We start from the raw sequence: 24,117 nt of genomic DNA, 5'->3' as shown, positions 1-24,117 counted from the left end.
TCCGCCGCAGCCGGGCGTCACCAGCCGCGCTCGGCCAGACGGTGCGGCTGCGGGATCTCGTCGACGTTGATGCCGACCATGGCCTCGCCCAGCCCGCGCGAGACCTTGGCGACCACGTCGGGGTCGTCGAAGAACGTGGTGGCCTTGACGATCGCCTCGGCGCGCTGCGCCGGGTTGCCGGACTTGAAGATGCCCGAGCCGACGAAGACGCCCTCGGCGCCGAGCTGCATCATCATCGCGGCGTCGGCGGGGGTGGCGATGCCGCCGGCGGTGAAGAGGACGACCGGCAGCTTGCCGGCGGCCGCGACCTCCTTGACCAGCTCGTAGGGCGCCTGCAGCTCCTTCGCCGCGACGTAGAGCTCGTCCTCCGACATGCCGTGCAGGCGACGCAGCTCGCCGCCGATGGTGCGCATGTGCATGACCGCGTTGGAGACGTCGCCGGTGCCGGCCTCGCCCTTGGAGCGGATCATGGCGGCGCCCTCGGTGATCCGGCGCAGCGCCTCGCCCAGGTTGGTCGCGCCGCACACGAACGGCACGGTGAACTTCCACTTGTCGATGTGGTTGGCGTAGTCGGCCGGAGTGAGCACTTCGGACTCGTCGATGTAGTCGACACCGAGCGACTGCAGCACCTGCGCCTCGGCGAAGTGGCCGATGCGGGCCTTGGCCATCACCGGGATCGACACGGCCTCGATGATCGAGTCGATCATGTCGGGGTCGCTCATCCGGGAGACGCCGCCCTGGGCGCGGATGTCGGCCGGCACGCGCTCGAGGGCCATCACGGCGACGGCGCCGGCGTCCTCGGCGATCTTGGCCTGCTCGGCGGTGACGACGTCCATGATGACGCCGCCCTTGAGCATCTCGGCCATGCCGCGCTTCACGCGGCTCGTGCCGTGCTCGATGGGGGTCTCGACAGACGTCTGGGGGGTGTGCTCAGCCATGCTCAGATCGTAGTGCGGGCCCACCCGGAAGAAGGCATCGGGATGCGACCAAAGTCGCAGCGCCGTCAGGCCTGCGACGCAGCCCGGGCGAGCGCCTGCCGGCGGACGACCCAGATGCGCTGAGCGACGGTGACGGTGGCCGCGACCGCGAGGGCCCAGAGGGCGACCTCGAGCAGGATCCAGAGGTCGAGGACGTCGGCGAAGAAGGCGGGCACGAGCATCCCGACGAGCCGGTCGGGGCGCTCGGCGATGCCGACCTTGGCGTCGTAGCCGAGGTGGTCGGCCTTGGCCCGGGCGTAGGACGTGACCGCGCCCATCACGAGGATGACCAGGCACAGCGCGAGGTAGAGGCGGCTCTCGGCGTGCCACGCGAAGTAGAGCGCCAGCCCGCCGAACAGCGCGCCGTCGGCGACGCGGTCGAGCGTGGAGTCGAGGAAGGCGCCGAAGTCGTCCTTGCGGCCGAGCTTGCGCGCCATCGCGCCGTCGACGAGGTCGCTGAAGACGAACGCCGTGATGAACAGGACGCCCTGCCACACCCAGCCCTGGGAGAAGAAGAACAGGGCGCCGAAGCTCACCCCCAGCGTGCCGACGAGCGTCACCACGTCGGGGCTGATGCCGAGCCGGATGAACAGGTTGACGAAGGGCGCGAGCATCACGCCCTGCCAGAACTGCTTGAACCTGTCGAGCACGGCGGAAGGCTACCGGTCCAGCAGCGCGGCCCGGACGTCCGCCACCGCCGCGGGCGCGCCGGAGACCGTCCAGTCCACGCCCGCCGCGCGTACGACGACGGACTTGCCGCCCGCCCCACGGATGATCGCGGCCCCCGGGAGCCGGTCCCAGTCGGCCACCGAGTGCTGGAAGAGCACGTCCCACTGACCCGACGCGATCGCCATCGTGTCCATCGTCCCGGAGCCGAACATGCGCAGCGTGCCGACCTGCCCGAGCGCGCGGGCGAAGGCCTCGCCCACCTCGCTGGCGAAGAACGGCGGGTGGAGGTAGGTCGCCGCGCAGCGCGCCTCCCGGGGTGTGTCGGGGAGCGGGGCGAGTGGCGTCCCGTCGCAGGTGCTCGGCAGGTCGGGCCCGCCGACCCACGTGCGCAGGCTGGCGGCGTGGTGCACCGCACCGAGCAGCACGTCGTCCTCGTCGTGCAGGGCGATGGCGGTGCACCACCAGTCGCTGCCGCGCGAGAAGTTGTAGGTGCCGTCGACCGGGTCGATGACCCACGTCCGGCCGGACGTACCGGGGCGAGAGGTGCCCTCCTCCCCCACGATCGCGTCGTCGGGGCGCTCGGCGGTGAGCTGCTGGACGATGAGCCGCTCGGCCGCGGTGTCGGCCTGGGTGACGATGTCGGACGCGCTGGTCTTGTGCTCGACGTCGAGGCCCTCGACGCGGATCCGGGCGGCGAGGAGCGCGGCCTCGCGGACCAGGTCGGCGGCGAGGGCGGCGTCGGCGGCCAGGTGCGGGTGTTCCACGGCCGCCACGCTAGCGCCGAGGCGTAGTGTGGCTGCACGGAGCCACCCAGGCTTCCTACTGAGGAGCCTCGATGAGCGACAAGTCGCCGCGGCAGGGCATGTCCAAGAAGTCCGGGAAGTCGATCAAGGAGAAGCGCGCCGAGAAGCACGCGAAGGCGGCGGGCAAGAGCGACGCTGCCGAGCCCTTCATGCCGAAGAAGAAGTGAGCCTCCTCGGTCTCGGCGTCATCGCCACGTCCGCCAAGGAGAACGAGCACCGACTCCCGCTGCACCCCGAGCACCTCCCCCGCCTCGCGCCCGACGTCGCCGCTCGTACGACGCTCGAGCACGGCTACGCCGCCCACTTCGGCATCGGCGACGACGAGCTCGCCCCGCACGTGGCGGGTTTCGCCACGCGGGAGGAGATCCTGCGCGACGCCGACGTCGTGGTGCTGCCGAAGCCGCAGCACGAGGACGTCGCCACCATGCGCCCCGGACAGGTCCTCTGGGGGTGGCCGCACTGCGTGCAAGACCGCGAGATGACCCAGCTCGCGATCGACCGGGAGCTCACGCTGATCGCCTTCGAGGCGATGAACCACTGGACCTCCGACGGACACGTCGGGCTCCACGTCTTCCACAAGAACAACGAGCTCGCCGGCTACTGCTCGGTGCTCCAGGCGATGGAGCTCATCGGCATCACCGGCGACTACGGACGGCGGCTGCGCGCGGTCGTCATCGGGTTCGGAGCCACGGCACGGGGCGCGGTCACCGCCCTGAAGGCGCACGGCGTGGGGGACGTCGCCGTCCTGACCACGCGCCGGGTCGCCGCGGTGGGCTCGCCCATCCACTCGGTGCAGATCCGGCAGTTCGACCACGACCCCACGAAGCCCGGCGCCAGCCAGGTGATCACCGACCGTGGCCGCGTGCCGCTGGCGCCGTACCTCGCCGAGAACGACATCGTCGTCAACTGCACGCTCCAGGACACCGCCGCCCCGCTGACCTACCTGCGCACCGAGGACCTGGCCGACTTCCGGCGGGGCAGCCTCATCGTGGACGTGTCGTGCGACGAGGGCATGGGGTTCTCGTGGGCCGTGCCCACGACGTTCGACGAGCCGATGTTCACCGTCGCCGACCGCGTGCACTACTACGCGGTCGACCACAGCCCGTCCTACCTCTGGAACTCCGCGACGTGGGAGAACAGCGAGGCACTGCTGCCGTTCGTCGACACCGTGCTCGCCGGGCCGGCGGCCTGGGACGCGGACGAGACGATCAGCCGCGCCATCGAGATCCGGGAGGGCAGGATCCAGAACCCGGCGATCACGGCTTTCCAGGGGCGGTGAGGGTCCCCGGCGGGCGCGCAGCCGCCGCGAGGCGCATCACGTGGCGCGCGACCACGCGTCCGCGAGCAGCCCACGGGTGTCCTCGAGCAGCTGCGGCAGCATCTTGGTGCCGCCCACCACGGTGATGAAGTTGGCGTCGCCGGTCCAGCGCGGCACCACGTGCTGGTGGAGGTGCTCGGAGAGCGACCCGCCGGCCGACCGACCGAGGTTGAGCCCGACGTTGAACGAGTTCGGCCGGCTGACGGCCCGGATGGCGCGCAGCGCCTGCTGGGTCATCGACATCAGCTCGACCGACTCCTCCGCCGTGAGGTCGGTCAGGTCGGCGACGTGGCGGTAGGGCAGCACCATGAGGTGGCCGGGGTTGTAGGGGTGGAGGTTGAGCACGACGTACGTCGACTCGCCCCGCGCCACGACCAACGACTCGTCGTCGGGGTGCGACGGGATCGCGCAGAACGGGCAGCCCTCGTCGTCGACCGCCGTGCGGACGTAGGCCATCCGGTGGGGCGTCCAGATCCGCTCGAGGCCGTCGTGACTCATGTCGGCGATCCTAGGGTGGCCCCATGACGTCGATCCGACCGGCCGCCGACGCCGACATGGCCGCCGTCGCCGACCTGTGGCACGAGGGCTGGCACGACGGCCACGCCGGACACGTGCCCGACGGCCTGACGGACGCGCGCACCCTGGCCGCCTTCCACGAGCGCACGCCGTCGCGGGTGGACGACACGTCCGTGGCGGTCGCGGACGACGGGACGCTGCTGGGGTTCGTGATGGTGGTCGGCGACGAGGTGGAGCAGGTCTTCGTCGGCAGGGCGGCGCGAGGGACGGGCCTGGCCGCCCACCTGCTCCACGCGGCCGAGCGCCGGGTGGCCGCCGGCGGTCACTCCTCGGCCTGGCTGGCCGTCGTGACCGGCAACGCGCGGGCCCGGCGGTTCTACGAGCGGCAGGGCTGGACCGACGACGGGGACCTCCCCTACGAGGTGACCGCCGGCGGGCAGACCTTCGTCTCGCCGTGTCGCAGGTACGTCAAGCGCGTGGGCTGACGGCCGGACCACGTGGATGGCCCCGTGGACCGACGCCGCACGCCACGATGGGTCCATGGACGTGCCACCGGCTGTCGCCGAGCTCGCCGCCAGACTGAAGGGCGTCGAGTGGGTGACGGACCTGTTCGTGGCCGGATCCCTCGCGACCGGTGACCACCGGCCGGGCGTCAGCGACATCGACCTCGTTGCGCTCGCCACCCGACCGCTCGACGCCGACGCACGGTCGACCATCGCCACGATCCACGGCGACCTGGATGCCACGACCGCAGCAGGAGCCGACCTCGGTTGTGCCTACGTCGCGGCGTCAGCCTTGCCCGACCTGACCGCTCGCCATCCGACGTGGACCCACGGCAGCCTGGTCGAACGCCCGCTCTCGGGCATCACGCGGGCAGAGCTCGTCAGGCACGGGTACGCCGTCCTCGGCCGGGCGCCCGGGACCGTGCTGGCCGGCATGAGCGACGACGACGTCCGCCGTGCCGCGCACGCAGAGCTCACCGGCTACTGGACGAGGGCCGTCCGCCACCCGTGGTGGTGGCTGGACTCGACCATCGCCGATCTCGGGCTCTCTTCAATGGCCCGTGCGCGCCACGCACTGGCGACCGGGCAGCTCCTCACGAAGACCTCGGCCATCGAGGCGGCACATGCACCTGACTGGCTTCGCGACGACCTTCGCGCCCGACGCCGCGGCAGGCCTGTGCGGTCGCCGCGCCTCCGCACGGCATGGATCGCGTGGTCGGACGCGCGCCACACGACGGCTGCCGCGCGACGCGGTCGCTCCTCCCTGTAGCCGGGACCAGTTCTGTGCCGGCGCCGGGGCCGAGACATGCCGGTGCCCCCGCTACCTGGTGGGTGGCGGGGTGCGGGCCGGGGTCATCGTCGGCGGGGTCGAGGGATGCCGGGCGGGTCCGGCGGGTCGACCGACCTCGTGGGCGGTGGGTCGATCGAGCTCGTGCCGGTGTGGTCGCGGCGGTAGCGGTAGCCGTGGGGGCTGGTCCACTCGAAGGTCCCTGGCGCGACCATCTCGTAGCGCCAGGCCGAGTGTGTCTTCAGCCGGTGGTGGAACCGGCACAGGCAGGCCAGGTTCCACGTGGCGGTGGGTCCGGGCTGTTCGCGTCCTTCTGCGACGGCGTCGGGGTCGTGGGGGATGACGTGGTCGATGTCGGCTCGCCGGGCCGGTCGGGTGCACCACGGGAAGACGCAGGTGCGGTCTCGGAGAATGACCTGCTCGCGCAGCTTGTCCGGGACCGCGTAGACCTCGGTCGCCAGCTGGGCGTTGAGGTCGATGACCGGCTTGATGGTGACCTTGGTCCGGGAGTCGGCACACCACGACCTGATCTGGTCGAGCAGCACCAGCCGCTGGCCCTCCTCCATGCGTCCGGTGGGACCGAACACCGTCGACAGGCCGTCGAGGTTGGCGTCGAAGTGGGCGTGCAGCACGACTTCCCGCGCGGCTGGCAGGCCGTCGGGGACGGTCCCCGTGTCGCTGCCCGTGCCCGTGTCGCCGTCGCTGTCGCTGTCGGTGCCCGTGCCGGTGCCGGTGGTCTTGGCTGCGGTGCCGGTGCCGGTGCTGGGGTCGGTGGTCTTGGCTGCGGTGCCGCCTTGGGTGTGGAGGTCGAGGGCGGTCTGGGTGCGGGCCAGGTCCCCGAGCGCCTTGGCCCGGCGGACGTTCAGCGACTCCGTGGACCCGAGTGCCTTCAACGTGGCCGCACCGTGGGCCAGGGCACGGTCGACGTCGAGGGCGTCGGCGATGCCGAGCTCGGCCTCCATCCGCATCGTCCCGGCGTAGTGCACGTCCTGGGTGTCGATGCTCGCGTGGCGGGGGTCGACGTGGAGCCAGCCGTCCTCCGGGTCCGCTGTCGGGTCAGGCTCGGCGAGGTCGAACCGCTTGATGGCTTCGGCGACGAGCCGGTCGAGCTGGGCGGGGCCGACCTTCCCCGCCACGGCCGCGACCTGGGCGTCGACGAACCCGACCGCCTCCCGCGTCAGCGCGGGTGTGGAGTGGATGGTGGTCTCAGCCACCAGCCGGGCCCGCCACGCCGGCACCCGGCCGGAGTGGACCTGGGCCCACAGGCGGGGGAGGCGGTGGCGCAGCTCGAGGGCGTGGCCGATGAGCTTCTTCGCCGCGGTCGTGGAGGTGCCGAGGACGCTGCCGAGCTCGGCGACGCAGAACTCCGCCACCAACGGGCACCCCTCACCCGCGATGGGCTCCTCATGCTCACGACCGCCGGCAGCCATCGAGAACACGGCCGCGTCGTGGATCGACTCCGGCGGATGCAGGTCGGCCCACTGCGCGGCCAGGAGGAGCTGGTCGGCTGCTGCCCGCTCCTCGTCACGGCGCCGGTCGCGGATCGCAGCCAGCAGGTCACGGGCGGTGAGGTCCTCGACCTCACCTGCTCCGGGCCCTGCCAGCGCTTCGATCATGTGTTCGATTGTACGGTGGAGCACCGACAACGGTCGCCCCCGGAAACGGCCCGGGTGTGGACGGTCGCTGGGCGACTTTCGGACGGGTCTCGCGACGGGACTTCGTCCCTCCTCAACCAGCGAGGGTGGCGGGTGCGGGGTCTCGATACGCCCGCTCGTTCCTCGCGGGCTACTCGACCAGCGAGGTGGGCGGGCATCGCCATCAGCGAGCGACGGGGCCTCGTGACGGGACTTCGTTCCCTCTTCAACCAGCGCGTGGCCGTGGGCAGGTCTGGCTCGCGGTCCATTCGTACCTGCTACGAGTGAACAGCGAGCTAGGGGTCTCGTGACAGGACTCCGTCCCACATCAACCAACGGGTGCGAGGGGTCTCGATACGCCCGCTCGTTCCTCACGGGCTACTCGACCAGCGAGGGCGGCTGCTCGACCGGTGGGGTTCGCGGGTCTCGATACGCCCGCTCGTTCCTCGCGGGCTACTCGACCAACGACGAACCAGAGGGAGTCCGACTCGTCGCAGGAGAGGTCGAGGCCGTCGAGCCAGGCGAGGTCCGCCTCGTCCGGGGCTGCGGCGACCACCCAGTGGTCTCCGTCGTCATCACAGACCATGACCACGGCCGGGCCGCGGTGGAACAGCGAGTGGCCCGTCCCCGGCCAGGCCCAGGGACGGCACGGCAGGGGCGCCACCGCGTCGACGAGGCGGCGTACGGTCGCGGCGTCGAAGCCCCGGGCGCTCCGCCGCGCGGGCATCTCGAGCACCGCGTCGAACGCCGCGTGGTGGAGCCAGAACTCCTCGGCGCTCTCACCCGTCGGTCGCCACTGCGCTCCGGGCTCGTTCGCCCGCTCGACGTGGCGACCACGCTGGTCCCTGCCCCAGAGCCACACCCCCTGGTCCTCCACGACGAGCAGCTCCACGTCGCCGTCGGACGTCCCCGCGGACGCCGGCCTGTTGAACCGCAGCAGGCCGCCGACGGCGGCGGGGTCGCCCCGCAGGTCCGGGACGTCGTCGAACCACATCTCCAGGAAGGGAGCGAGGTCGGGCATGCATCCCCTCCGGGACGTCGGCATTGCAGCCGAGTGTGTCGGATCCGGACGCGTCCTGTCCGGGACCCTCCCTACGCTGCGGCCATGGCCACTCACTGGACGCTGGGGTGCGACGCCGAGGACCCGCCCCGCCTGGCGCGCTTCTGGGCACTCGCACCGGGCTACGTCGTCGAGGAGGGGTTCGACGGCCCCGACAACACCTCATTGATCGACCCGGACGGACGCGGTCCGGCCATCGGCTTCCTCCGCGTGCCGGAGCGGAAGACGTCGAAGAACCGGATGCACATCGACATCCGGGTCGCGGGCGCGCCGCCGTGGGACCCGGACGAGCGCGAACGGCTGGTCCGGGAGACCGCCGACCGGCTGGAGGCTGCCGGCGCCACCCGGGTCCGCGAGGAACGCTACGGCCCGGACCTCGGCCACGTCGTGATGCTCGACCCCGAGGGCAACGAGTTCTGCGTGGCGTGACCGGGCACCCGGCCGACTCGTAGGCTCCGGTCGCGTGACCCGACGTGGTGCGCCCGCCTTCGACGTCCGAGCCGCGCAGCCGGGCGAGGAGGACGCGATCGCCCGTGTGTGCCGCGCGGGCTTCGCGGAGTCGTCGGCGGGACTGCTGCCGCCGGACGTCATCGACCTGCAGGCCCGGCACTACTACGACGTCGAGCGCCTCCGCCGCGAGCTCGCGCCGCAGCCGCACGATCCGTCCTGGCAGGGGTACGTCGTCGCCGTGTCGCGGGACGACGAGGTCCTCGGGGCTGCTGGGGGCGGGGTCATTGACGAGCGTGTCGGTCACGTCCTCGTGCTCTACCTCGACCCGGCGCTGAGGGGGCACGGCATCGGCACGGCGCTGCTCGACCACGTCACCGCACAGCAGCTCGCCGTCGGCGCAACCGAGCAGTGGGTGTCGGTCACCGAGGGCAACGAGCTGGGCATCCCGTTCTACCTCGCGCGCGGCTTCGTGGTGCGCGGCAGGGTGCCGTACGTCCCGGTGCGGGGTGGTGCGCCGGTGGCGACCTCGCTGCGGATGAGCAGGGACATCCGGCCCTAGACCGGGACCGACCTACGCCCAGGCCTTGGCGAGCCGCTCGACGATCCGGGTGAGCCGGTCGGGCGAGGTGGCGATGTTGAGCCGCACCTGCCCGGTCGTGCCAGGGGCGTAGGACTCCCCCGGGCTCACTTTCACGCGACCGCGCTCGAGGGCGACGGCCGCGGCGTCGTCGTGGCCGTAGGCCGAGGCGTCGAGCCAGGCGAGGTACGTCGCTTCGAGCGGGCGCATGCGCACGTCGGGGAGGTGGGCGGCGAGCAGGTCGGCGAGCAGCGCGCGCTGCTGGTCGAGCCGCTCGACGAGGGAGGCGAGCCACGGGTCGCCGTCGTCGTAGGCCGCACGCGCTGCGACAGCGCCCACCGGCGAGTGGGAGTCGTTGCGCGACATCGGCTGGTCGGCGAGGACCGCGCGGTCGGCTGCGGACGGCACGACGACCTGCGCGCACCGCAGGCCCGCGGTGTTGAACGCCTTGGAGGCGGCGACGACCGCGACCGCGTGGTCGTGGGTGCCCTCGATCGAGAGGTAGGAGACGTGCTCGGCGCCCGGCAGCACCAGCGGCGCGTGGATCTCGTCGCTGACCACCCGCGCGCCGTGGCGTACGACGACGTCGCGGATCCCCTCGAGCTCGGTGCGGGTGAAGACCCGGCCCCACGGGTTGTGCGGCTGGGTCAGGATCAGCGTCTGCGCACCGTCGGCGAAGAGCCGGTCGAGGCGGTCGAGGTCGATCTCGGCCCGGTCGGCGGAGGCGGGCACGTCGAGACGCACCTCCTCGCGCCCGGTCACGGTCGCCAGGCCGAACTGGGCGTTGTAGCCGGGCGTCGGGAAGACCACGCCGCCCGGCCCGCTGAACACGTCGATCGCGAGCCGCACCCCGGCCGTGACGTCGACCACCGGGTGCACCGCCTCGGGCTCCGGCGCCCATCCGAAGTGCCGCGCCGACCAGCCGGCGTAGGACTCCGCCAGGCCCGGGTCCCAGCCGAAGAGCGGGTAGCCGGTGATCCCGTCGGCGAGCATCCGCTGGACCGCCTCGAGCACGACCGGGTCGACCGCGTAGTCCATCTCGGCGACCCAGGCGGGGATCACGTCGTCGGGGACGCCCCACTTGAGCGGCAGCCGCAGTCGCGCCTCCTCGTCGGTGAGGTCGACGACCGGTCGGCGAGCGACGTCGCTCATCAGTGCCATCCCTTGCTCGTCAGGAGCCGGACCACCAGCACCCGTCGGTCGGTCATGCTCCGCGCCTCGGCCACGGCCGCGGCGTAGGAGTCGTGCTCGTGGGTGATCCACCTGCCGTCGGGCCCGCGCCTGCTACCCCGCCCGTCGAGCACCGCGAAGGTGCCGTCGGGCTCGTAGCCGGGCACGTGGTGCTGGTAGGGGTCGTAGACCGGCCGTGAACGCTCGACGTGGACCTGCGGCCACTCACGGACGACGGTCCCCCGGTCGACGACCGCCAGCCGCTCGGCGGCCTGGATCGTCTTGTAGCCCATCGGCACCCGTCGCTCGAAGTCGGTGCTCCAGCTGCCGAAGTCGAGCAGGTCGCCTCCCGGCCAGGTGCGGCCGAAGGTGTTGCCGACCACCAGCACCCAGCGGGTCACCTCGTCGGAGGTGTCGAAGGGAGCGCCACCGCCGTCCGGCCAGTCCCACCTGACGTCGGAGTCCGGCTCCGGGTCAGCCGGCGTCATGTGCCCGCCAGGTGTCCTCGAACTCCGCGGGCGACAGCTCGGCCAGCTGAGCCTCGAGATACAGGCGCGTCGGCCCTATCTCGTCGTGCGCGACGTCGACGCGGACGACCTCGGTGCCGTCGGCGCGGCGGGTGACGACGTATGTGCCGCCGCTGCCGCTCGCGTCGTTGCCGGGAATCGTGTCGGCCAGCGTCACCGCCTGCCAGACGGCGCGGACGAACACCCTGAGGCCGCGCTCCTCACGCGGCTCGAAGCGCAGCTCGAGAACGTCCCCCGCCCGGTCCCCCGTTCGATCCACGTCCTGTCAGACCTGCTCGCGCGACGCCACGGCGGCGGCCACCCGCTCGATCGCCTCGGCCAGCGGTACGCCGTTGTCCTGGCGGCCGTCGCGGTAGCGGAAGGACACGGCCCCCGCCTCCACGTCGTTGTCGCCGGCGATCATCATGAACGGCACCTTCTGCAGCTGGGCGTTGCGGATCTTCTTCTGCATCCGGTCGTCCGACTCGTCGACCTCGACCCGCAGCCCCTGCGCCTTCATCTGCCTCGCGATGTCGAAGAGGTAGTCGTTGTGGCGCTCCGCGATCGGGATGCCCTGGACCTGGACGGGCGCCAGCCACGGAGGGAAGGCGCCGGCGTAGTGCTCGACCAGGACGCCGATGAACCGCTCGATCGAGCCGAACTTCGCGGAGTGGATCATCACCGGCTGCTGGCGGCTGCCGTCGGCGGCGACGTACTCCAGGTCGAACCGCTCGGTCGAGGGCTGGTTGAAGTCGTACTGGATGGTCGACATCTGCCAGGTGCGGCCGATCGCGTCCTTGGCCTGCACCGAGATCTTCGGGCCGTAGAACGCCGCGCCGCCCGGGTCGGGCACGAGGTCGACGCCGAACTTGCGTGCTGCGGTCTCGAGCACGGACGTCGCGGACTCCCACTGGTCGTCGGAGCCGATGAACTTGTCGGGCTTGGAGTCGTCGCGGGTCGACAGCTCGAAGTAGTAGTCGTCGAGGCCGAAGTCACGCAGCAGCCCGGTGACGAAGGTGAGCAGGTGCTCCACCTCAGCCGGCGCCTGCTCGGGGGTGACGTAGGAGTGCGAGTCGTCCTGGGTCATGGCGCGCACGCGGGTGAGTCCGTGCACCACGCCGGACTTCTCGTAGCGGTAGACCGAGCCGAACTCGAAGAACCGCAGCGGCAGCTCGCGGTAGGAGCGCTGCCGGGACCGGTAGATCAGGTTGTGCATCGGGCAGTTCATCGCCTTGAGGCGGTACTCCGCGTGCTCCATCTCCATCGGCGGGAACATGGTGTCCGCGTAGTACGGCAGGTGACCGGAGGTGTGGAAGAGCCCCTCCTTGCTGATGTGGGGGGTCCCGACGTAGTCGAAGCCCTCCTCGAGGTGCCGGCGGCGGACGTAGTCCTCCATCTCGCGCTTGATCACGCCACCCTTGGGGTGGAAGACCGCCATGCCCGACCCGATCTCGTCCGGGAACGAGTAGAGGTCGAGCTCGCGGCCGAGCTTGCGGTGGTCGCGCCGCTCGGCCTCCTCGATCCGGTGGAGGTGCTCCTCGAGCGCCTCCTTGGTCTCCCAGGCGGTGCCGTAGATGCGCTGGAGCTGCTTGTTCTTCTCGTCGCCGCGCCAGTAGGCCGCGGCGCTGCGCATCAGCTTGAAGGCGGGGATGCGCTTGGTCGTCGGCAGGTGGGGGCCCCGGCACAGGTCGGACCACTTCGCCTCGCCGTTGCGGCCGATGTTGTCGTAGATGGTCAGCTCGCCGGCCCCGACCTCGACGGAGGCGCCCTCGGTGTCGGCGGCGCCGGAGCCGCCCTTGAGCCCGATCAGCTCGATCTTGTAGGGCTCGTCCTTGAGCTCGTCGAGCGCGTCGGCGTCGGTGGTGACGCGTCGCTCGAAGCGCTGGTTCTCCTTGATGATCTTGCGCATCGCCGACTCGATCTTGACCAGGTCCTCGGGCACGAACGGGGTCTCGACGTCGAAGTCGTAGTAGAAGCCGTTCTCCACCGGCGGACCGATGCCGAGCTTGGCCTCGGGCCAGATCTGCTGCACCGCCTGCGCCATCACGTGGGCGGTGGAGTGGCGCAGGATGTCGCGGCCGTCGGGGCTGTCGATGGCCACGCCCTCGACCTCGTCGCCGTCGGCGAGCTCGTAGGCCAGGTCCTTCAGGCTGCCGGCCACGCGCGCCGCGATCACGTCGGCGTCGTCACGGAACAGCTCCCAGGCCTTGGTGCCCGTCGTGACCGTGGTCTCCGCACGCTGATCGGCGTGGATGCGGACGACCTTGATGTCGGACACGAGTGCTCCTTCGGGGAGGTGTGGGCGGGACGGATGTCCCCGGCGATGCTATCGGCCGGTCACCCGGTGCCTCACCCCGGTTTGTCCCGTCCGGGCCGCGGTCAGGCGCCCTGCACCCGGCGGCGGGCGAGCTCGACGGCGTTGGCGCCGATGGCGAGCAGGGCGCTGCCGTGCCCACCGTGCAGGCCGTGGTGCTCGCCCCGAGACTGCAGCACGTTGCCAGGGTCGGGGCCCACCTCGACCGTCTGGTCCTGCGCAGCGAGCGAGAACAGCGGGCCGACGAGACGGTCGTAGGCCCACGGCACCACGGTGAAGCCGAACCGAATCACCTCGTTGGCGAGACCGACCTGCCCGCCGCGGCGACCGTCGGCGACCTCCAGGGCGCGCTGGGCGATGCGCTCGGGGGTCGTGACCGGGAAGGGCGGTCGGCCGGCCGCGTCGCCGTAGGTCGCTGCCTGCCGGTAGATGGGCGTGTCCACGCCACCGGGGGCGACGTAGTCGATCCGGACGCCGGGGCAGTCGCGGTTGTCGACCTGCAGCTGGCGCACCAGGGCGCGGACGCCCCACTTGCTGATGACGTACGCCGCCATGTCCGGGACGGCGACGTGGCCCACGACCGAGCCGACGACCACGAGGTTGCCGGCACCCTGCGCGCGCAGGACGGGGAGCACGTGGCGGGCCAGGTTGACCGACCCGAGCAGGTTGGTGGCCACGACCTGGTCGAACACCTCGGCGGGCACGTCCTCCACGCGGCCGTAGGCGACCACCCCCGCGCTCCCGATGACCGTGTCGATCCAGCCGTGCTGCGCCATCACACTGCCGATGGCGGCCTCGACCTCGTCGTCCTTGCTGATGTCGGCCGGCACCACGGTCGTCGAGGCGGCGCCGAGGGCGTGGCAGTCGTCGGCCACCCGCTCGAGGGCGTCGCGGCCGCGGGCGAGGAGGACGAGGTGGTCGCCGCGGCGGGAGACGCGGTGGGCGGCGGCCTCACCGATGCCGCTGGAGGCACCGGTGACCAGGACGACGCGTGGCGGACGATCGTGGGTCGGCATGCCCGCCGGTCCCCCTGTCCGGCCCTGCTCAGACGCCGGCGGCCGAGTCGATGATGCGCTGCATCTCCGCGATCGACGCGCCGGTGTCGAGGTGCAGGACCGCGTGCCAGCCCAGCGCCTGCGCCGCGACGACGTTGGCCTCGACGTCGTCGAGGAACAGGACCTCCTCGGGCCGGACGCCGAGGCGCCGGGTCACGAGCTCGTACGCCCTCGGGTCGGGCTTGGCGAGCCCCACCTCGTGGCTGTAGACGATGTCGTCGGTGACGTCCTCGAAGCCGTGGCACCGCTCGCGCTCCCGGGCGCCGGGGCCGGAGTTGGAGAGGATCGCGGTGAGCCGCTCCGGACGCTGGGCGGCGAACCAGTCGAGGAGCGGACGGTCCAGCGTGCCGACGTACCAGCGCCAGAAGTCGTCGAGCAGCGCGTCGACCTGCTCGTCGTCGAGGGCGAGCGCGCGCTGCCACTCCGCCCGGACCTGCTGCTCGGTCACCTCCCCGACGACGGCGTCGCCCGGCAGCCCCGCCAGGCCGCCGGCGATCGTGCCGGCCGCGAGGCCGAGGCGACGCTCGGCCGGCGCCGGGAACACCGAGTCGTCGATGACCTCCAGCACGCCCCCGACGTCGAACACGACTGCCCGGATCGCCATGCGCACACCCTAGGCACCGCGCACGTGCCCGAGATCCGGTCGGCGGTCAGTCGGCCGAGTCGATGTAGGCGACCATCCGGTCGAAGAGCAGCGTCGCGCGGTAGAGGTCCTCCGAGGCACCCGGCGGGTCCGCCTGGGGTGGGAGGTGGATGGCGTCGCGCCAGGCGGGCCGCAGCTCGTCGGCCAGGGCGATGGCGATCCGGCTGGCGTCACGGACCACCTGCGGGTCGACCGACCACACGGCCTCGAACGTGCGCTGCCGCGGCGGCTCGGCGCGCTGGCCCGGACGCTCGACCGCCACCAGGCACGCGGGCAGGTCCGCGGCGTCGCACACGACGAGCCACTCGCGGTTCAACGGCGAGTCGGGCGGGATCGGGACCTCCACCGGGACCCCGCGCCGGGGAGCGGCCGGGGCGGCGAAGTCCGCGAAGACGATGGCGACCTGCGCCGTCCGGGCGAGCTCGCGCCAGCGCTCGTAGGAGGCCTGGAGGAACCGCTCGCGCTGGAACCCGCCGACGAGGACCGGGTCGGCGGCGCGCGCTGCGCACTCGTCCTCGATCGCGTGGCTCATCGACACGAGCGTGCGCCGCGACAGCACCTGGGGCCTGAGCAGGGGGTGCAGCCGCCTCAGCTCGGCGAAGACCGAGCCGGTCCGGACCTGCGGCACCTCGGCGCGATGGACGGCAGCCGCGAGGGACAGGCCGCCGCGGCGGCGGGCCAGGACGTCGAGGACGGCGTCGACGTCGGTCTCGCTGTAGCGTCGGTGCCCTCCGGGCTGACGGCTCGGCTCGGGGAACCCGTAGCGCTTCTCCCAGCTGCGGAGCGTCGAGATGGGTACTCCGGTCCTGTGGGCCAGGTCCCCGATCGTGAGCGAGGCGCGAGAAGTGGCGGCCAAACCTTGTCCACCCCCTCGCATCGTGCCTAGATTTAGTTGGCAGTGTTGCATAGGTTTGGCAACCAAGGAACGGTCGAACTGCGGGAGGCACAGATGATCGGCACCGGAACGGACGCGGCACTGGCACGGATCCTGGAGGACGGCCGCCGGCGCGCCGCTGCGATCGACGCCCACCACGCCCTGCTGTGGGAGGCGCTGTGCGCCGCCGCCGAGGGTGGCAAGCGGTTCCGCCCCGCCCTGGTCGTGGCGACCCACGACGCGCTCGGCGGCGACGCGGCACAGGCGGCCGCGGAGGTGGGAGCGGCGGTCGAGCTGCTGCACACCGCGTTCGTCATCCACGACGACGTCATCGACGACGACCACGTGCGCCGCGGGCGGCCCAACGTCAGCGGCACGTTCCGCGCCCTGGCCGGTGTCGACGGCGCCGCTCCCGACGTCGCCGCCGGCTACGGATTGACGGCCGCGATCCTGGCCGGCGACCTCGCGCTCGCCGCTGCTGTCCGTGCCATCGCGCTGAGCGGCGCCCCGGCGCCGGTCGTCGAGAAGCTGCTCGACCTCTTCGACACCGCCCTGCACCGGACCGCCGCCGGCGAGCTCGCCGACGTGCGCCACTCCCTCGACCTGGCGCCTGCGACCCTCGCCCAGAGCCTGGAGATGGAGGCCCAGAAGACCAGCGCCTACTCCTTCACCCTCCCCCTCCAGGCCGGCGCGGTGCTGGCCGGCGCCGACGCCACGACGACCGCCCGCCTCGGCGACGTCGGCCGCTCGATGGGGATCGCCTTCCAGCTCGCCGACGACCTCATCGGTGTCTTCGGGGACCCGGCCCGCTCCGGGAAGAGCGCGACGTGCGACCTGCGCACCCGCAAGCAGACGCCGCTCCTGGTGCACGCGCGGACCACGCCCGCCTGGGAGCAGCTCCGTGGCTACCTCGGTCGCGAGCTCAGCGACGAGGAGCTGGAGGAGGCACGCGCGCTGCTCGTCGCCTCGGGCTCGCGGCGCTTCGTCGAGGACCTCGCCGCGCGCCACCTCGGCCAGGCCCGGACCGTGCTCGACGGACTGGGGATCCCCGGCGACCTCCTCGACGGCGTGACCGCCCTCCCGGCCGTGCTGGCCGACGGCAACGTGGTCGCGGCATGACCCTCTTCGTCGGCCGCAGCGCCCCCCGCAGCCTCTACGACTCGGTGTCCGAGGCCAGCTCGGCCGTGGTGATCCGCGAGTACTCCAGCTCGTTCGGCCTCGCCTCGCGCCTGCTGGCCGAGCCCGTGCGCACCCAGGTCCGCAACATCTACGCCCTGGTGCGCGTCGCGGACGAGATCGTCGACAACCCCGACCCGACGCTCGACCGCTCGGCGCGCGCCACGATGCTCGACTGGCTCGAGGCCGACGTCGCCCACGCCATGCGCACCGGCTACAGCGGCAACCTGGTGGTCCACGCCTTCGCCCGCACGGCCATCGCCGTGGGGATCGAGCCCGAGATCGTCACGCCGTTCTTCACCTCCATGCGCACCGACCTCGACACCCGGTCCCACACCCAGGAGAGCTTCGAGCGCTACGTCTACGGCTCGGCCGAGGTCGTCGGACTGATGTGCCTGCGCGCCTTCCTGGCCGCTCCCGACGCGCGTCCCGACCGGGACCGGCAGTACGAGCGGCTGGCCCCGGGCGCCCGGAGCCTCGGCGCGGCCTTCCAGAAGCTCAACTTCGTGCGCGACCTGTCCGACGACCACGACCTGCTGCGGCGCGACTACTTCCCCGGCGTGGACGTGGCGTCGTTCTGCGACGCCGACCGCGACCGGATCCTCGACGACGTCGACGAGGACCTCCGCGCCGCGGCCGCGGTCGTGCCCGACCTCCCCGGGAGCAGCCGTCGGGCGGTGCGGGCCGCGCACGCGACCTTCGCCGAGCTCGCCCAGCGGCTGCGCGCCGCCTCGGCCGAGGAGATCCGGCGCACCCGCGTGCGGGTGCCCACCCCGGTCAAGCTGCGCCTCGCCGCGAGCGCGCTGCGGGGAGGCCGCTCGTGACGCTGCGCCTGCCCGAGCGCCTCAGCCGGTTCACTCCGACCCCCCGCCGCGCCGGCGACGGGTCGCCGCAGCGCGTGGTGGTGGTCGGCGGTGGCATCGCCGGCCTCGCCACCGCGGCGCTCCTCGCCTCACGGGGCCACTCCGTCGACCTGTTCGAGAAGAACGACGACCTCGGCGGCCGCGTCGGCAGCGTCGAGCGCGACGGCTTCCGGTTCGACACCGGCGCCTCGTGGTACCTCATGCCGGAGGTCTTCGAGCACTTCTTCTCCCTCCTCGGCACCTCGGCCGAGGCCGAGCTCGACCTGGTGGAGCTCGACCCGAGCTACCGCGTGTTCTTCGAGGGCCACCGCGACCCCGTCGACGTACGCCCCGACGTGGCGCACAACCGCGCCCTGTTCGAGTCCCTCGAGCCCGGGGCCGGCGAGCGGTTCGACGCCTACCTGGCCAGCGCAGCCGAGACCTACGACGTCGCGATCGAGCGCTTCCTCTACACCAACTTCGACTCCGCCTCGGCCTTCCTGCACCCGGCCGTCGTGCGGCGTACGCCCAGCCTGGGCCGACTGCTGACGCGCTCGCTCGAGTCCCACGTCGCCGCACGCTTCACCGACCCCCGCATCCGCCAGATCCTCGGCTACCCCGCGGTGTTCCTCGCCTCCTCCCCCGACCGCGCGCCGAGCATGTACCACCTGATGAGCCACCTCGACCTCGGCGACAAGGTGCTCTACCCCCAGGGTGGCTTCACCACGCTCATCGCCGCGATCGCCGACGTGGCGCGCCGCCACGGCGCCCGCCTGCACACGGGCACCGAGGTGCGCCGCATCCTGACCTCGCAGCGCGACGGGCGTGCCGTCGTCACCGGCGTCGAGCACGACACCCCCGATGGACCGCACGAGGTCGTCGCCGACGTCGTGGTCGGCGCGGGCGACCTCCACCACCTCGAGACCGCGCTGCTGCCGCGCGAGCTGCAGACCCACCCCGAGCCGGCATGGCGGGACCGCTCCCCCGGCACCGGCGTGGTGCTCGCGATGCTCGGCGTCGAGGGCTCGCTCCCGCAGCTGCCGCACCACTCCCTGTTCTTCACCTCCGACTGGAAGGCCAACTTCGGCTCGATCTTCGGCGACGACGCCCGGATCCCCGACCCGGCGTCGGTCTACGTCTGCAAGCCCTCGGAGACCGACCCGTCGGTCGCGCCGCCCGGCCACGAGAACCTCTTCGTCCTCGTCCCGGTGCCGGCCGACGTCAGCATCGGCGCGGGCGGCGACGACGGTGGCGGCGCCGAGCAGGTCGAGCGGGCCGCCGACGCCGCGATCGACCAGGTCGCCGCCTGGGCCGGCATCCCCGACCTGCGCGAGCGGATCCGGGTGCGCCACACCGTCGGCCCGGAGGACTTCGCCACCCGCTACCACGCGTGGCGCGGCGGCGCCCTCGGGCTCGAGCACACCCTGCGCCAGAGCGCGTTCCTCCGTCCCGGCAACACCTCGGCGAAGGTCGACGGGCTCTACTACGCCGGCGCCACCACGGTGCCGGGCGTCGGGCTGCCGATGTGCCTGATCAGCGCCGAGCTCGTGCTCAAGCGGCTCACCGGTGACCGGTCGAGCCTGCCGGTGCGGGCATGATCGCCTGATGAGCCTGCCCCACTGGTCCTACGTCGCCATGCTGGCGTTCTGCCTGGCCGGCACGCTGCCGCTGGTGCCGGCCTTCCGGTTGCGGGTGTTCAGGCAGCCGGCCCGGCTGCTCCTCACCGTCGGCCTGGCCGGGACGCCGTTCCTGGTGTGGGACCTCTGGGCCACGCACGTCGGCCACTGGTGGTTCGACGAGGAGCAGACGCTGCCGTGGCGCGTCGCGGGCCTGCCGCTGGAGGAGATCGGGTTCTTCGTCGTCATCCCGGTCGTGTCGGTGCTGACCCTCGAGGGCGTGCGCGCGGCCCGGCGTGGCGTCCGGCCCTGGCCGACCCGGGCGCGAGGACGCGAGGTGACCCGCCCATGACCTACACCGCCCTCGCGCTCATCTGCGTGCCGCTGGCGCTCGTGCTGGACCGGTGGGTCGTCCGCACCCGGGTCACCTCGACCCGCGACTGGTGGGCCGCCTACGCGATCATCGTGTTCTTCCAGCTCCTCACCAACGGGTGGCTCACCGGCCGCGGCATCGTGCTCTACTCGGGCGACGCCATCATCGGCAGCGGGGAGATCACGATGCTGGGCGACGGCCGGCTGTTCTACGCCCCGGTGGAGGACCTGATGTTCGGCTTCGGGCTGGTGCTCTGCAGCTGCGTCGCCTGGACATGGTTGGGCCGCCGACGGGGCACGGTGGAGGAATGAGCGTCGCGACCCGCCTGCAGGCGATGCAGCCGACCGACGTCGGCGTCCCGGGGCCGACGCCGTGGGACATGGCCCGGGTGTTCCGGTCGGTGCGCGCCGACCCGCTCACCTTCCTCGGTGAGGTCTCCCAGCGCTTCGGCGACACCGTGTCCTTCCCGGTGCCCGGCGCGCCCGCACTGCTCCTCAACGACCCCGCCGACGTCAAGCACGTGCTCCAGACCTCCGCGCGCAGCTGGAGCAAGGACACCGTCCAGTACGCCGCACTGGCTCGGGTGACCGGCCCCGGCCTGCTCGCCTCGGCCGAGCCGGGCTGGATCGAGCACCGGCGGCTGGCCGCGCCGGCCTTCCACCACCAGCGGCTCGAGGCGGTCGGCGACGAGGTGCGCGCCGCCGCACGCACCGCCATCGCGGCGCGGCTCGCCGGCACGACCGGCGCCGGGGACGTCGTCGACGTCGCCGCACTGACCCACGCCATCGGTCTCGACGCGGTCGGCCGGGCCCTCTTCAGCACCGACCTGTCCGACCAGGCCCACGACCTGCTGGCGGCCACGAGCGAGTCCGCGGACCTCGTGGTGCGACTCGGACGGTCGATCCTCCCCCGCGCCGAGTGGACGCCCACGCGGACCAACCTCAGGCTGCGCGCCGCCCGGCGGCGCCTCGACGCCGGCGCGGCCGCCATCATCGCGGAGCGACGGTCCCGCAACGCCCACGCCGGAGGCACGGCGCACCACGGCGCCGACCTCCTCGGCCTGCTGCTCGACAGCGGGATGGACGACGGGGAGATCCGCGACGAGCTCGTCACGATGGTCATCGCCGGTCACGAGACCGTGGCCGCGGCGCTGGCCTGGACCCTGATGCTGCTGGCCGAGCACCCGGCGGCCCAGCAGCGCGTGCGCGACGAGCTCCACGCCCACCCGGGGCCGGTCCCGCTGGTGGGTCATCGCGACCGGCTGCCGTGGACGCGCGCGGCAGTCGACGAGGCGCTGCGCCTCTACCCGCCCGCCTGGGCCATCTCGCGCCGCTCGCACCGCGACGACGAGCTGGGCGGGCGTCCGGTGCCCGCCGGCACGCTCGCCATCATCAGCCCGTGGCTCGTCCACCGGCGTCCCGACCTCTGGCCCGAGCCGGAGGCCTTCCGTCCCGAGCGCTTCCTCGACGGCACCACCCGCACCGGCTACCTCCCGTTCGGCCAGGGGCCGCGGCTGTGCATCGGGCGCGAGTTCGCGCTCGGTGAGATGGTCGTCGTCCTCGCCGAGCTGCTGCGCGACCACCGGCTCGAGCTGCCCGGCGGGCGCGGCTCGTGGACCCGACCCGTCGCCGAGGCGAAGGTCGCCGTCCACCCCCGCGGCGGGATGCCGCTCGTCCTGCGACGGACGGGCACGCCGTGACGACCGCCCTCCTCGTCGACCTGGTCCTCGCGGCACTCCTCCTGGGGGTGGCGCTGTGGGCGCAGCGGCTGGTGGCCGACCTCCGCACGCTCCCGCGGCCGTCCACTGACACCGAGGCCGCGACGCCCTCGGTGTCGGTGGTCGTCCCGGCGCGTGACGAGGAGCAGACGCTGCCGGCACTGCTGCGGTCGGTGGCCGACCAGGGTGCGGCGGTCCTCCAGGTCGTCGTGGTGGACGACGCGTCGGGCGACGCGACCGCCGCAGTGGCGCGGGCGAGCGGCGCCCGGGTCGTGCCGGCCGGCACCCCGCCGCCCGGATGGACCGGGAAGGCCTGGGCCTGCCACACCGGCGCCGCGGCCACGACGGGCGACCTGCTGCTCTTCCTCGACGCCGACACCGTCCTCGAGCCGGGAGCCCTCGCGGGCCTGCTGGCCGCGCACGCCCGCCACGGCGGGCTGGTGTCGGTGCAGCCCCACCACGACGTCCGGCGCCCCTACGAGCAGCTGTCCGCCTACTTCAACGTGGTCGCGCTGATGGCCAGCGCGGCCTTCACCCGTCATGCCGACGAGGCCCGCCCGTCCCGCGCCCCGATGGCGTTCGGGCCGTGCCTGCTGACCTCCCGCGAGGACCACGCCCGCGCCGGTGGGCACGAGGCCGTGCGCGGCGAGATCCTCGACGACGCGGCCCTCGCGGCCGCCTACCACCGGGCCGGGCTGCCGGTGTGGTGCGCCGTCGGTGGCGACACGGTGCGGATGCGCAGCTATCCCGGCGGTCTCGGACAGCTGGTGGCCGGGTGGACCAAGAACATCGCCTCCGGGGCGGCCGACGCGACGCCGTCGGCGACCGCCGCGACCGTGGCGTGGATCAGCGCCCACCACGCCGTGGCCGTCGGAGCCGTGCTGTCCCTCCTCGTCGCGCTCACCGGGTGGGGCGCATCGCTCGTCGCCGGCAGCCCGCTGCTGTGGACCGCGGCCTACGTCGCCGTCGCCCTGCAGCTGGGATGGATGCTGCGCCGCGCCGGCACGTTCCGGTGGTGGACGTGGGCGCTGTTCCCGCTGCCGCTGCTGGCCTTCGACCTGGTCTTCGCCCGCTCGCTCGCGCTCACCACCGTGCGCCGCTCGGTGTCGTGGCGCGGCCGCGACGTCTCGCTGACCGGCGAGCGGTCCGAGCAGGAGGTGGCCTGATGCTGCGCCTCTTCATGCCGCAGACCGTCACGATCGTGGTCGACGTCCTCGCCTGGGGCGTCTTCCACGCCGCCACGGGCTACGCCGCGCACCGGCTCCCCGACGAGCGGCTGGCGCGCGACGGCTGGGGGCTGCGCGAGCGCCGTTTCGAGGACCGCGGCCGCTGGTACCGCCGCCGGCTGCTCATCCACCGCTGGAAGGACCGGGTGCCGGAGGCGGGCGCGCTGTTCGACGGCGGCGTCAGCAAGCGGGAGCTCCCCGCGCTCGACGCCGCGGGTCTCGAGCTCTTCGTGCGCGAGACCCGCCGGGCCGAGCTGGGCCACTGGTGGGCGCTGTGGTGCAGCCCGATCTTCGTCCTGTGGAACCCGCCCCTCGCGGCGACGCTGCTCGCCGCCTACGGCGTGCTGGTCAACCTGCCCTTCATCGCCATCCAGCGCTACAACCGCTTCCGCACCCAGGCCCTGCTCGAGCGCCTGTCACGACGCCGGAGCACGACATGACCAGCTCCGCGACCTCCCGCTCCCACACCCCGTCGAGCCCGGTGGTGGACCACGAGGTCGCCACTGCCCCGCAGGAGTCCCGGCACGGTCCCATCGCCCAGCTGCTGATCGCGTGGTCGCCGCTCAGCGCCATCCTGGTGGCCTACTGGGTGGCGCAGTGGATCACCGCGCCGCTCGGGACGGGCGACGGCGCCGCCACCAACCGCCTCGGCGCGCGCCTGCACGTCCTCGGTCCCGCCCGCGCCGACGAGGCGCTCCTGGGGACGGTGCCCAGCGTCCGGCTGCAGGCCCGGCTCGTCGACGGCTCCCCCCACTGGTACGACGTCGTGGCGGCGCTCGTCTACGTCACCCACTTCGTCACCATCCCACTCATCACCGCGATCGTGTGGTTCCGCCTGCGCGCTCGGTTCGGCGAGTGGCTCACCGCCGTGCTCGCGATGACGCTGCTCGGCATCGTCGGCTACCTCGCCTACCCGGCGGCCCCGCCGTGGCTGGCCGCCCAGCGCGGCGACATCGGCGCGCTCGACCGCATCTCCCACCTCGGCTGGGAGGGGCTCGGCCTCGACGCCGTCGGCCGGCTCGTCCAGCTCGGCCAGTCCGGCAGCAACCCGGTGGCCGCGATGCCCTCGCTGCACGCCGGTGCCGCGCTGCTCGCGGCGCTCTTCCTGTGGCCGTCGGTGTCGCGGGTCTCCCGCGTCCTGCTCGCCGCCTACGCCTTGGCGATGGCGCTCACGCTCGTCTACACGGGCGAGCACTACGTCGTCGACGTCCTCGCCGGCTGGTCGGTCGCGGTCGTCGGCGTCTCGGTCGCGCTCCTGCTGGGCCGACTCCGTCAGCCTGGTCCGGCGGGACGCACACCGTGAGCACCCGG

The 24,117-nt window shown here is 72.9% G+C and carries 28 protein-coding genes; 15 read left to right on the top strand and 13 right to left on the bottom strand.

Going from position 1 to position 24,117, the window contains the following annotated elements; translation table 11 throughout:
* Positions 1–17 precede the first annotated feature (17 nt).
* The 3 genes from pdxS to NCI01_RS05810 all read right to left on the bottom strand — a co-directional run bounded on the left by pdxS (position 18) and on the right by NCI01_RS05810 (position 2,410).
* Entirely contained in the window at positions 18–938 is a 921-nt protein-coding gene (pdxS, locus tag NCI01_RS05820; RefSeq protein WP_254180525.1) for a pyridoxal 5'-phosphate synthase lyase subunit PdxS, read from the bottom strand.
* Positions 939–1,003: 65 nt separating this feature from the next.
* Positions 1,004–1,627: a phosphatidylinositol phosphate synthase gene (gene pgsA / locus NCI01_RS05815; protein ID WP_372495098.1), complete on the bottom strand. Its 624-nt coding sequence runs from the start codon at positions 1,625–1,627 to the stop codon at positions 1,004–1,006.
* A 9-nt stretch (positions 1,628–1,636) separates the two neighbouring features.
* Positions 1,637–2,410 (bottom strand): inositol monophosphatase family protein, encoded by a 774-nt coding sequence (locus NCI01_RS05810; RefSeq protein WP_254180524.1) that lies wholly within the window; start codon positions 2,408–2,410, stop codon positions 1,637–1,639.
* Between the two features lie 71 nt (positions 2,411–2,481).
* On the opposite strand from NCI01_RS05810, the gene NCI01_RS22095 reads away from it, so the two are divergent.
* Both NCI01_RS22095 and NCI01_RS22630 read left to right on the top strand, forming a co-directional pair.
* Complete coding sequence (locus NCI01_RS22095) at positions 2,482–2,616, top strand: hypothetical protein (RefSeq protein ID WP_300045120.1); 135 nt, start codon at positions 2,482–2,484, stop codon at positions 2,614–2,616.
* Complete coding sequence (locus NCI01_RS22630; RefSeq protein WP_254180523.1) at positions 2,613–3,728, top strand: N(5)-(carboxyethyl)ornithine synthase; 1,116 nt, start codon at positions 2,613–2,615, stop codon at positions 3,726–3,728. Before NCI01_RS22095 ends, NCI01_RS22630 begins: the two co-directional genes overlap by 4 nt.
* Positions 3,729–3,764: 36 nt before the next feature.
* On the opposite strand, the gene NCI01_RS05800 is transcribed toward NCI01_RS22630, so the two are convergent.
* Entirely contained in the window at positions 3,765–4,265 is a 501-nt protein-coding gene (locus NCI01_RS05800) for an HIT family protein (protein ID WP_254180522.1), read from the bottom strand.
* A 23-nt stretch (positions 4,266–4,288) separates the two neighbouring features.
* Between NCI01_RS05800 and NCI01_RS05795 the strand changes: the two genes are divergently transcribed.
* The gene (locus NCI01_RS05795) at positions 4,289–4,768 is read left to right on the top strand and encodes a GNAT family N-acetyltransferase (protein WP_254180521.1); all 480 of its coding nucleotides are present in this window, start codon (positions 4,289–4,291) and stop codon (positions 4,766–4,768) included.
* A 55-nt stretch (positions 4,769–4,823) separates the two neighbouring features.
* Entirely contained in the window at positions 4,824–5,555 is a 732-nt protein-coding gene (locus NCI01_RS05790; RefSeq protein ID WP_254180520.1) for a nucleotidyltransferase domain-containing protein, read from the top strand.
* Between the two features lie 83 nt (positions 5,556–5,638).
* On the opposite strand, the gene NCI01_RS05785 is transcribed toward NCI01_RS05790, so the two are convergent.
* Positions 5,639–7,189 carry an HNH endonuclease signature motif containing protein gene (locus NCI01_RS05785; RefSeq protein ID WP_254180519.1) on the bottom strand — a complete coding sequence of 517 codons (1,551 nt, stop codon included), beginning with the start codon at positions 7,187–7,189 and terminating at the stop codon, positions 5,639–5,641.
* Positions 7,190–7,535: 346 nt separating this feature from the next.
* The gene (locus tag NCI01_RS05780; protein WP_254180518.1) at positions 7,536–8,228 is read right to left on the bottom strand and encodes a hypothetical protein; all 693 of its coding nucleotides are present in this window, start codon (positions 8,226–8,228) and stop codon (positions 7,536–7,538) included.
* Positions 8,229–8,312: 84 nt separating this feature from the next.
* Between NCI01_RS05780 and NCI01_RS05775 the strand changes: the two genes are divergently transcribed.
* A complete protein-coding gene (locus NCI01_RS05775) occupies positions 8,313–8,696 on the top strand; it encodes a VOC family protein (protein WP_254180517.1) in 384 nt (127 codons plus the stop codon).
* Positions 8,697–8,730: 34 nt separating this feature from the next.
* Entirely contained in the window at positions 8,731–9,276 is a 546-nt protein-coding gene (locus NCI01_RS05770; protein WP_254180516.1) for a GNAT family N-acetyltransferase, read from the top strand.
* A 12-nt stretch (positions 9,277–9,288) separates the two neighbouring features.
* On the opposite strand, the gene NCI01_RS05765 is transcribed toward NCI01_RS05770, so the two are convergent.
* The 7 genes from NCI01_RS05765 to NCI01_RS22080 all read right to left on the bottom strand — a co-directional run bounded on the left by NCI01_RS05765 (position 9,289) and on the right by NCI01_RS22080 (position 15,838).
* The gene (locus tag NCI01_RS05765; protein ID WP_254180515.1) at positions 9,289–10,446 is read right to left on the bottom strand and encodes a MalY/PatB family protein; all 1,158 of its coding nucleotides are present in this window, start codon (positions 10,444–10,446) and stop codon (positions 9,289–9,291) included.
* On the bottom strand, positions 10,446–10,952 hold the full coding sequence (locus tag NCI01_RS05760; RefSeq protein WP_254180514.1) for a hypothetical protein: 507 nt from the start codon (positions 10,950–10,952) through the stop codon (positions 10,446–10,448). The genes NCI01_RS05765 and NCI01_RS05760 overlap by 1 nt, the downstream gene beginning before the upstream one ends.
* Positions 10,939–11,175, bottom strand: coding sequence for a hypothetical protein (locus NCI01_RS05755; RefSeq protein WP_254180513.1), 237 nt, complete (start codon positions 11,173–11,175; stop codon positions 10,939–10,941). The genes NCI01_RS05760 and NCI01_RS05755 overlap by 14 nt, the downstream gene beginning before the upstream one ends.
* An 81-nt stretch (positions 11,176–11,256) precedes the next feature.
* A complete protein-coding gene (gene thrS, locus NCI01_RS05750; RefSeq protein WP_372495097.1) occupies positions 11,257–13,248 on the bottom strand; it encodes a threonine--tRNA ligase in 1,992 nt (663 codons plus the stop codon).
* Positions 13,249–13,349: 101 nt separating this feature from the next.
* Entirely contained in the window at positions 13,350–14,300 is a 951-nt protein-coding gene (locus NCI01_RS05745) for an SDR family NAD(P)-dependent oxidoreductase (RefSeq protein ID WP_254180512.1), read from the bottom strand.
* A 28-nt stretch (positions 14,301–14,328) separates the two neighbouring features.
* Entirely contained in the window at positions 14,329–14,943 is a 615-nt protein-coding gene (locus tag NCI01_RS05740) for an HAD family hydrolase (protein WP_254180511.1), read from the bottom strand.
* Positions 14,944–14,989: 46 nt separating this feature from the next.
* Positions 14,990–15,838 (bottom strand): DICT sensory domain-containing protein, encoded by an 849-nt coding sequence (locus NCI01_RS22080; RefSeq protein WP_302181614.1) that lies wholly within the window; start codon positions 15,836–15,838, stop codon positions 14,990–14,992.
* A gap of 93 nt (positions 15,839–15,931) precedes the next feature.
* Here NCI01_RS22080 and NCI01_RS05725 point away from each other — a divergent pair, with 93 nt between their 5' ends.
* The 9 genes from NCI01_RS05725 to NCI01_RS05685 are packed head-to-tail and all read left to right on the top strand — an operon-like array spanning position 15,932 to position 24,109.
* Positions 15,932–16,975 carry a polyprenyl synthetase family protein gene (locus NCI01_RS05725; RefSeq protein WP_254180510.1) on the top strand — a complete coding sequence of 348 codons (1,044 nt, stop codon included), beginning with the start codon at positions 15,932–15,934 and terminating at the stop codon, positions 16,973–16,975.
* A complete protein-coding gene (locus NCI01_RS05720) occupies positions 16,972–17,856 on the top strand; it encodes a phytoene/squalene synthase family protein (protein ID WP_254180509.1) in 885 nt (294 codons plus the stop codon). Before NCI01_RS05725 ends, NCI01_RS05720 begins: the two co-directional genes overlap by 4 nt.
* Entirely contained in the window at positions 17,853–19,472 is a 1,620-nt protein-coding gene (crtI, locus tag NCI01_RS05715) for a phytoene desaturase family protein (RefSeq protein ID WP_254180508.1), read from the top strand. Before NCI01_RS05720 ends, crtI begins: the two co-directional genes overlap by 4 nt.
* A gap of 7 nt (positions 19,473–19,479) precedes the next feature.
* Entirely contained in the window at positions 19,480–19,842 is a 363-nt protein-coding gene (locus tag NCI01_RS05710; protein ID WP_254180507.1) for a lycopene cyclase domain-containing protein, read from the top strand.
* Complete coding sequence (locus NCI01_RS05705; RefSeq protein ID WP_254180506.1) at positions 19,839–20,174, top strand: lycopene cyclase domain-containing protein; 336 nt, start codon at positions 19,839–19,841, stop codon at positions 20,172–20,174. Before NCI01_RS05710 ends, NCI01_RS05705 begins: the two co-directional genes overlap by 4 nt.
* Positions 20,171–21,562: a cytochrome P450 gene (locus tag NCI01_RS05700; protein WP_254180505.1), complete on the top strand. Its 1,392-nt coding sequence runs from the start codon at positions 20,171–20,173 to the stop codon at positions 21,560–21,562. The genes NCI01_RS05705 and NCI01_RS05700 overlap by 4 nt, the downstream gene beginning before the upstream one ends.
* Positions 21,559–22,746 (top strand): glycosyltransferase family 2 protein, encoded by a 1,188-nt coding sequence (locus NCI01_RS05695; RefSeq protein WP_254180504.1) that lies wholly within the window; start codon positions 21,559–21,561, stop codon positions 22,744–22,746. The genes NCI01_RS05700 and NCI01_RS05695 overlap by 4 nt, the downstream gene beginning before the upstream one ends.
* A complete protein-coding gene (locus NCI01_RS05690; RefSeq protein ID WP_254180503.1) occupies positions 22,746–23,246 on the top strand; it encodes a glycosyl-4,4'-diaponeurosporenoate acyltransferase CrtO family protein in 501 nt (166 codons plus the stop codon). The genes NCI01_RS05695 and NCI01_RS05690 overlap by 1 nt, the downstream gene beginning before the upstream one ends.
* Complete coding sequence (locus NCI01_RS05685) at positions 23,243–24,109, top strand: phosphatase PAP2 family protein (RefSeq protein WP_254180502.1); 867 nt, start codon at positions 23,243–23,245, stop codon at positions 24,107–24,109. Before NCI01_RS05690 ends, NCI01_RS05685 begins: the two co-directional genes overlap by 4 nt.
* Positions 24,110–24,117: the final 8 nt, after the last annotated feature.

Origin of the sequence: Nocardioides pinisoli (assembly GCF_024199985.1) — a bacterium.
In the GTDB taxonomy this organism is placed as follows: domain Bacteria; phylum Actinomycetota; class Actinomycetes; order Propionibacteriales; family Nocardioidaceae; genus Nocardioides; species Nocardioides pinisoli.
This window is presented reverse-complemented; position numbering and strand designations above follow the sequence as displayed.

Excerpts from the sequence above, each read along its gene's own strand:
- NCI01_RS05800 (WP_254180522.1), bottom strand. The coding sequence starts at position 4,265 with ATGAGTCACGACGGCCTCGAGCGGATCTGGACGCCCCACCGGATGGCC.
- NCI01_RS05705 (WP_254180506.1), top strand. The coding sequence starts at position 19,839 with ATGACCTACACCGCCCTCGCGCTCATCTGCGTGCCGCTGGCGCTCGTG.
- NCI01_RS05720 (WP_254180509.1), top strand. The coding sequence starts at position 16,972 with ATGACCCTCTTCGTCGGCCGCAGCGCCCCCCGCAGCCTCTACGACTCG.
- NCI01_RS05690 (WP_254180503.1), top strand. The coding sequence starts at position 22,746 with ATGCTGCGCCTCTTCATGCCGCAGACCGTCACGATCGTGGTCGACGTC.
- NCI01_RS05725 (WP_254180510.1), top strand. The coding sequence starts at position 15,932 with ATGATCGGCACCGGAACGGACGCGGCACTGGCACGGATCCTGGAGGAC.
- NCI01_RS05700 (WP_254180505.1), top strand. The coding sequence starts at position 20,171 with ATGAGCGTCGCGACCCGCCTGCAGGCGATGCAGCCGACCGACGTCGGC.
- NCI01_RS05760 (WP_254180514.1), bottom strand. The coding sequence starts at position 10,952 with ATGACGCCGGCTGACCCGGAGCCGGACTCCGACGTCAGGTGGGACTGG.
- NCI01_RS05795 (WP_254180521.1), top strand. The coding sequence starts at position 4,289 with ATGACGTCGATCCGACCGGCCGCCGACGCCGACATGGCCGCCGTCGCC.
- NCI01_RS05775 (WP_254180517.1), top strand. The coding sequence starts at position 8,313 with ATGGCCACTCACTGGACGCTGGGGTGCGACGCCGAGGACCCGCCCCGC.
- NCI01_RS05790 (WP_254180520.1), top strand. The coding sequence starts at position 4,824 with ATGGACGTGCCACCGGCTGTCGCCGAGCTCGCCGCCAGACTGAAGGGC.
- NCI01_RS05765 (WP_254180515.1), bottom strand. The coding sequence starts at position 10,446 with ATGAGCGACGTCGCTCGCCGACCGGTCGTCGACCTCACCGACGAGGAG.
- NCI01_RS05780 (WP_254180518.1), bottom strand. The coding sequence starts at position 8,228 with ATGCCCGACCTCGCTCCCTTCCTGGAGATGTGGTTCGACGACGTCCCG.
- pdxS (WP_254180525.1), bottom strand. The coding sequence starts at position 938 with ATGGCTGAGCACACCCCCCAGACGTCTGTCGAGACCCCCATCGAGCAC.
- NCI01_RS05685 (WP_254180502.1), top strand. The coding sequence starts at position 23,243 with ATGACCAGCTCCGCGACCTCCCGCTCCCACACCCCGTCGAGCCCGGTG.
- NCI01_RS05740 (WP_254180511.1), bottom strand. The coding sequence starts at position 14,943 with ATGGCGATCCGGGCAGTCGTGTTCGACGTCGGGGGCGTGCTGGAGGTC.
- NCI01_RS05785 (WP_254180519.1), bottom strand. The coding sequence starts at position 7,189 with ATGATCGAAGCGCTGGCAGGGCCCGGAGCAGGTGAGGTCGAGGACCTC.
- NCI01_RS05710 (WP_254180507.1), top strand. The coding sequence starts at position 19,480 with ATGAGCCTGCCCCACTGGTCCTACGTCGCCATGCTGGCGTTCTGCCTG.
- NCI01_RS05745 (WP_254180512.1), bottom strand. The coding sequence starts at position 14,300 with ATGCCGACCCACGATCGTCCGCCACGCGTCGTCCTGGTCACCGGTGCC.
- NCI01_RS22095 (WP_300045120.1), top strand. The coding sequence starts at position 2,482 with ATGAGCGACAAGTCGCCGCGGCAGGGCATGTCCAAGAAGTCCGGGAAG.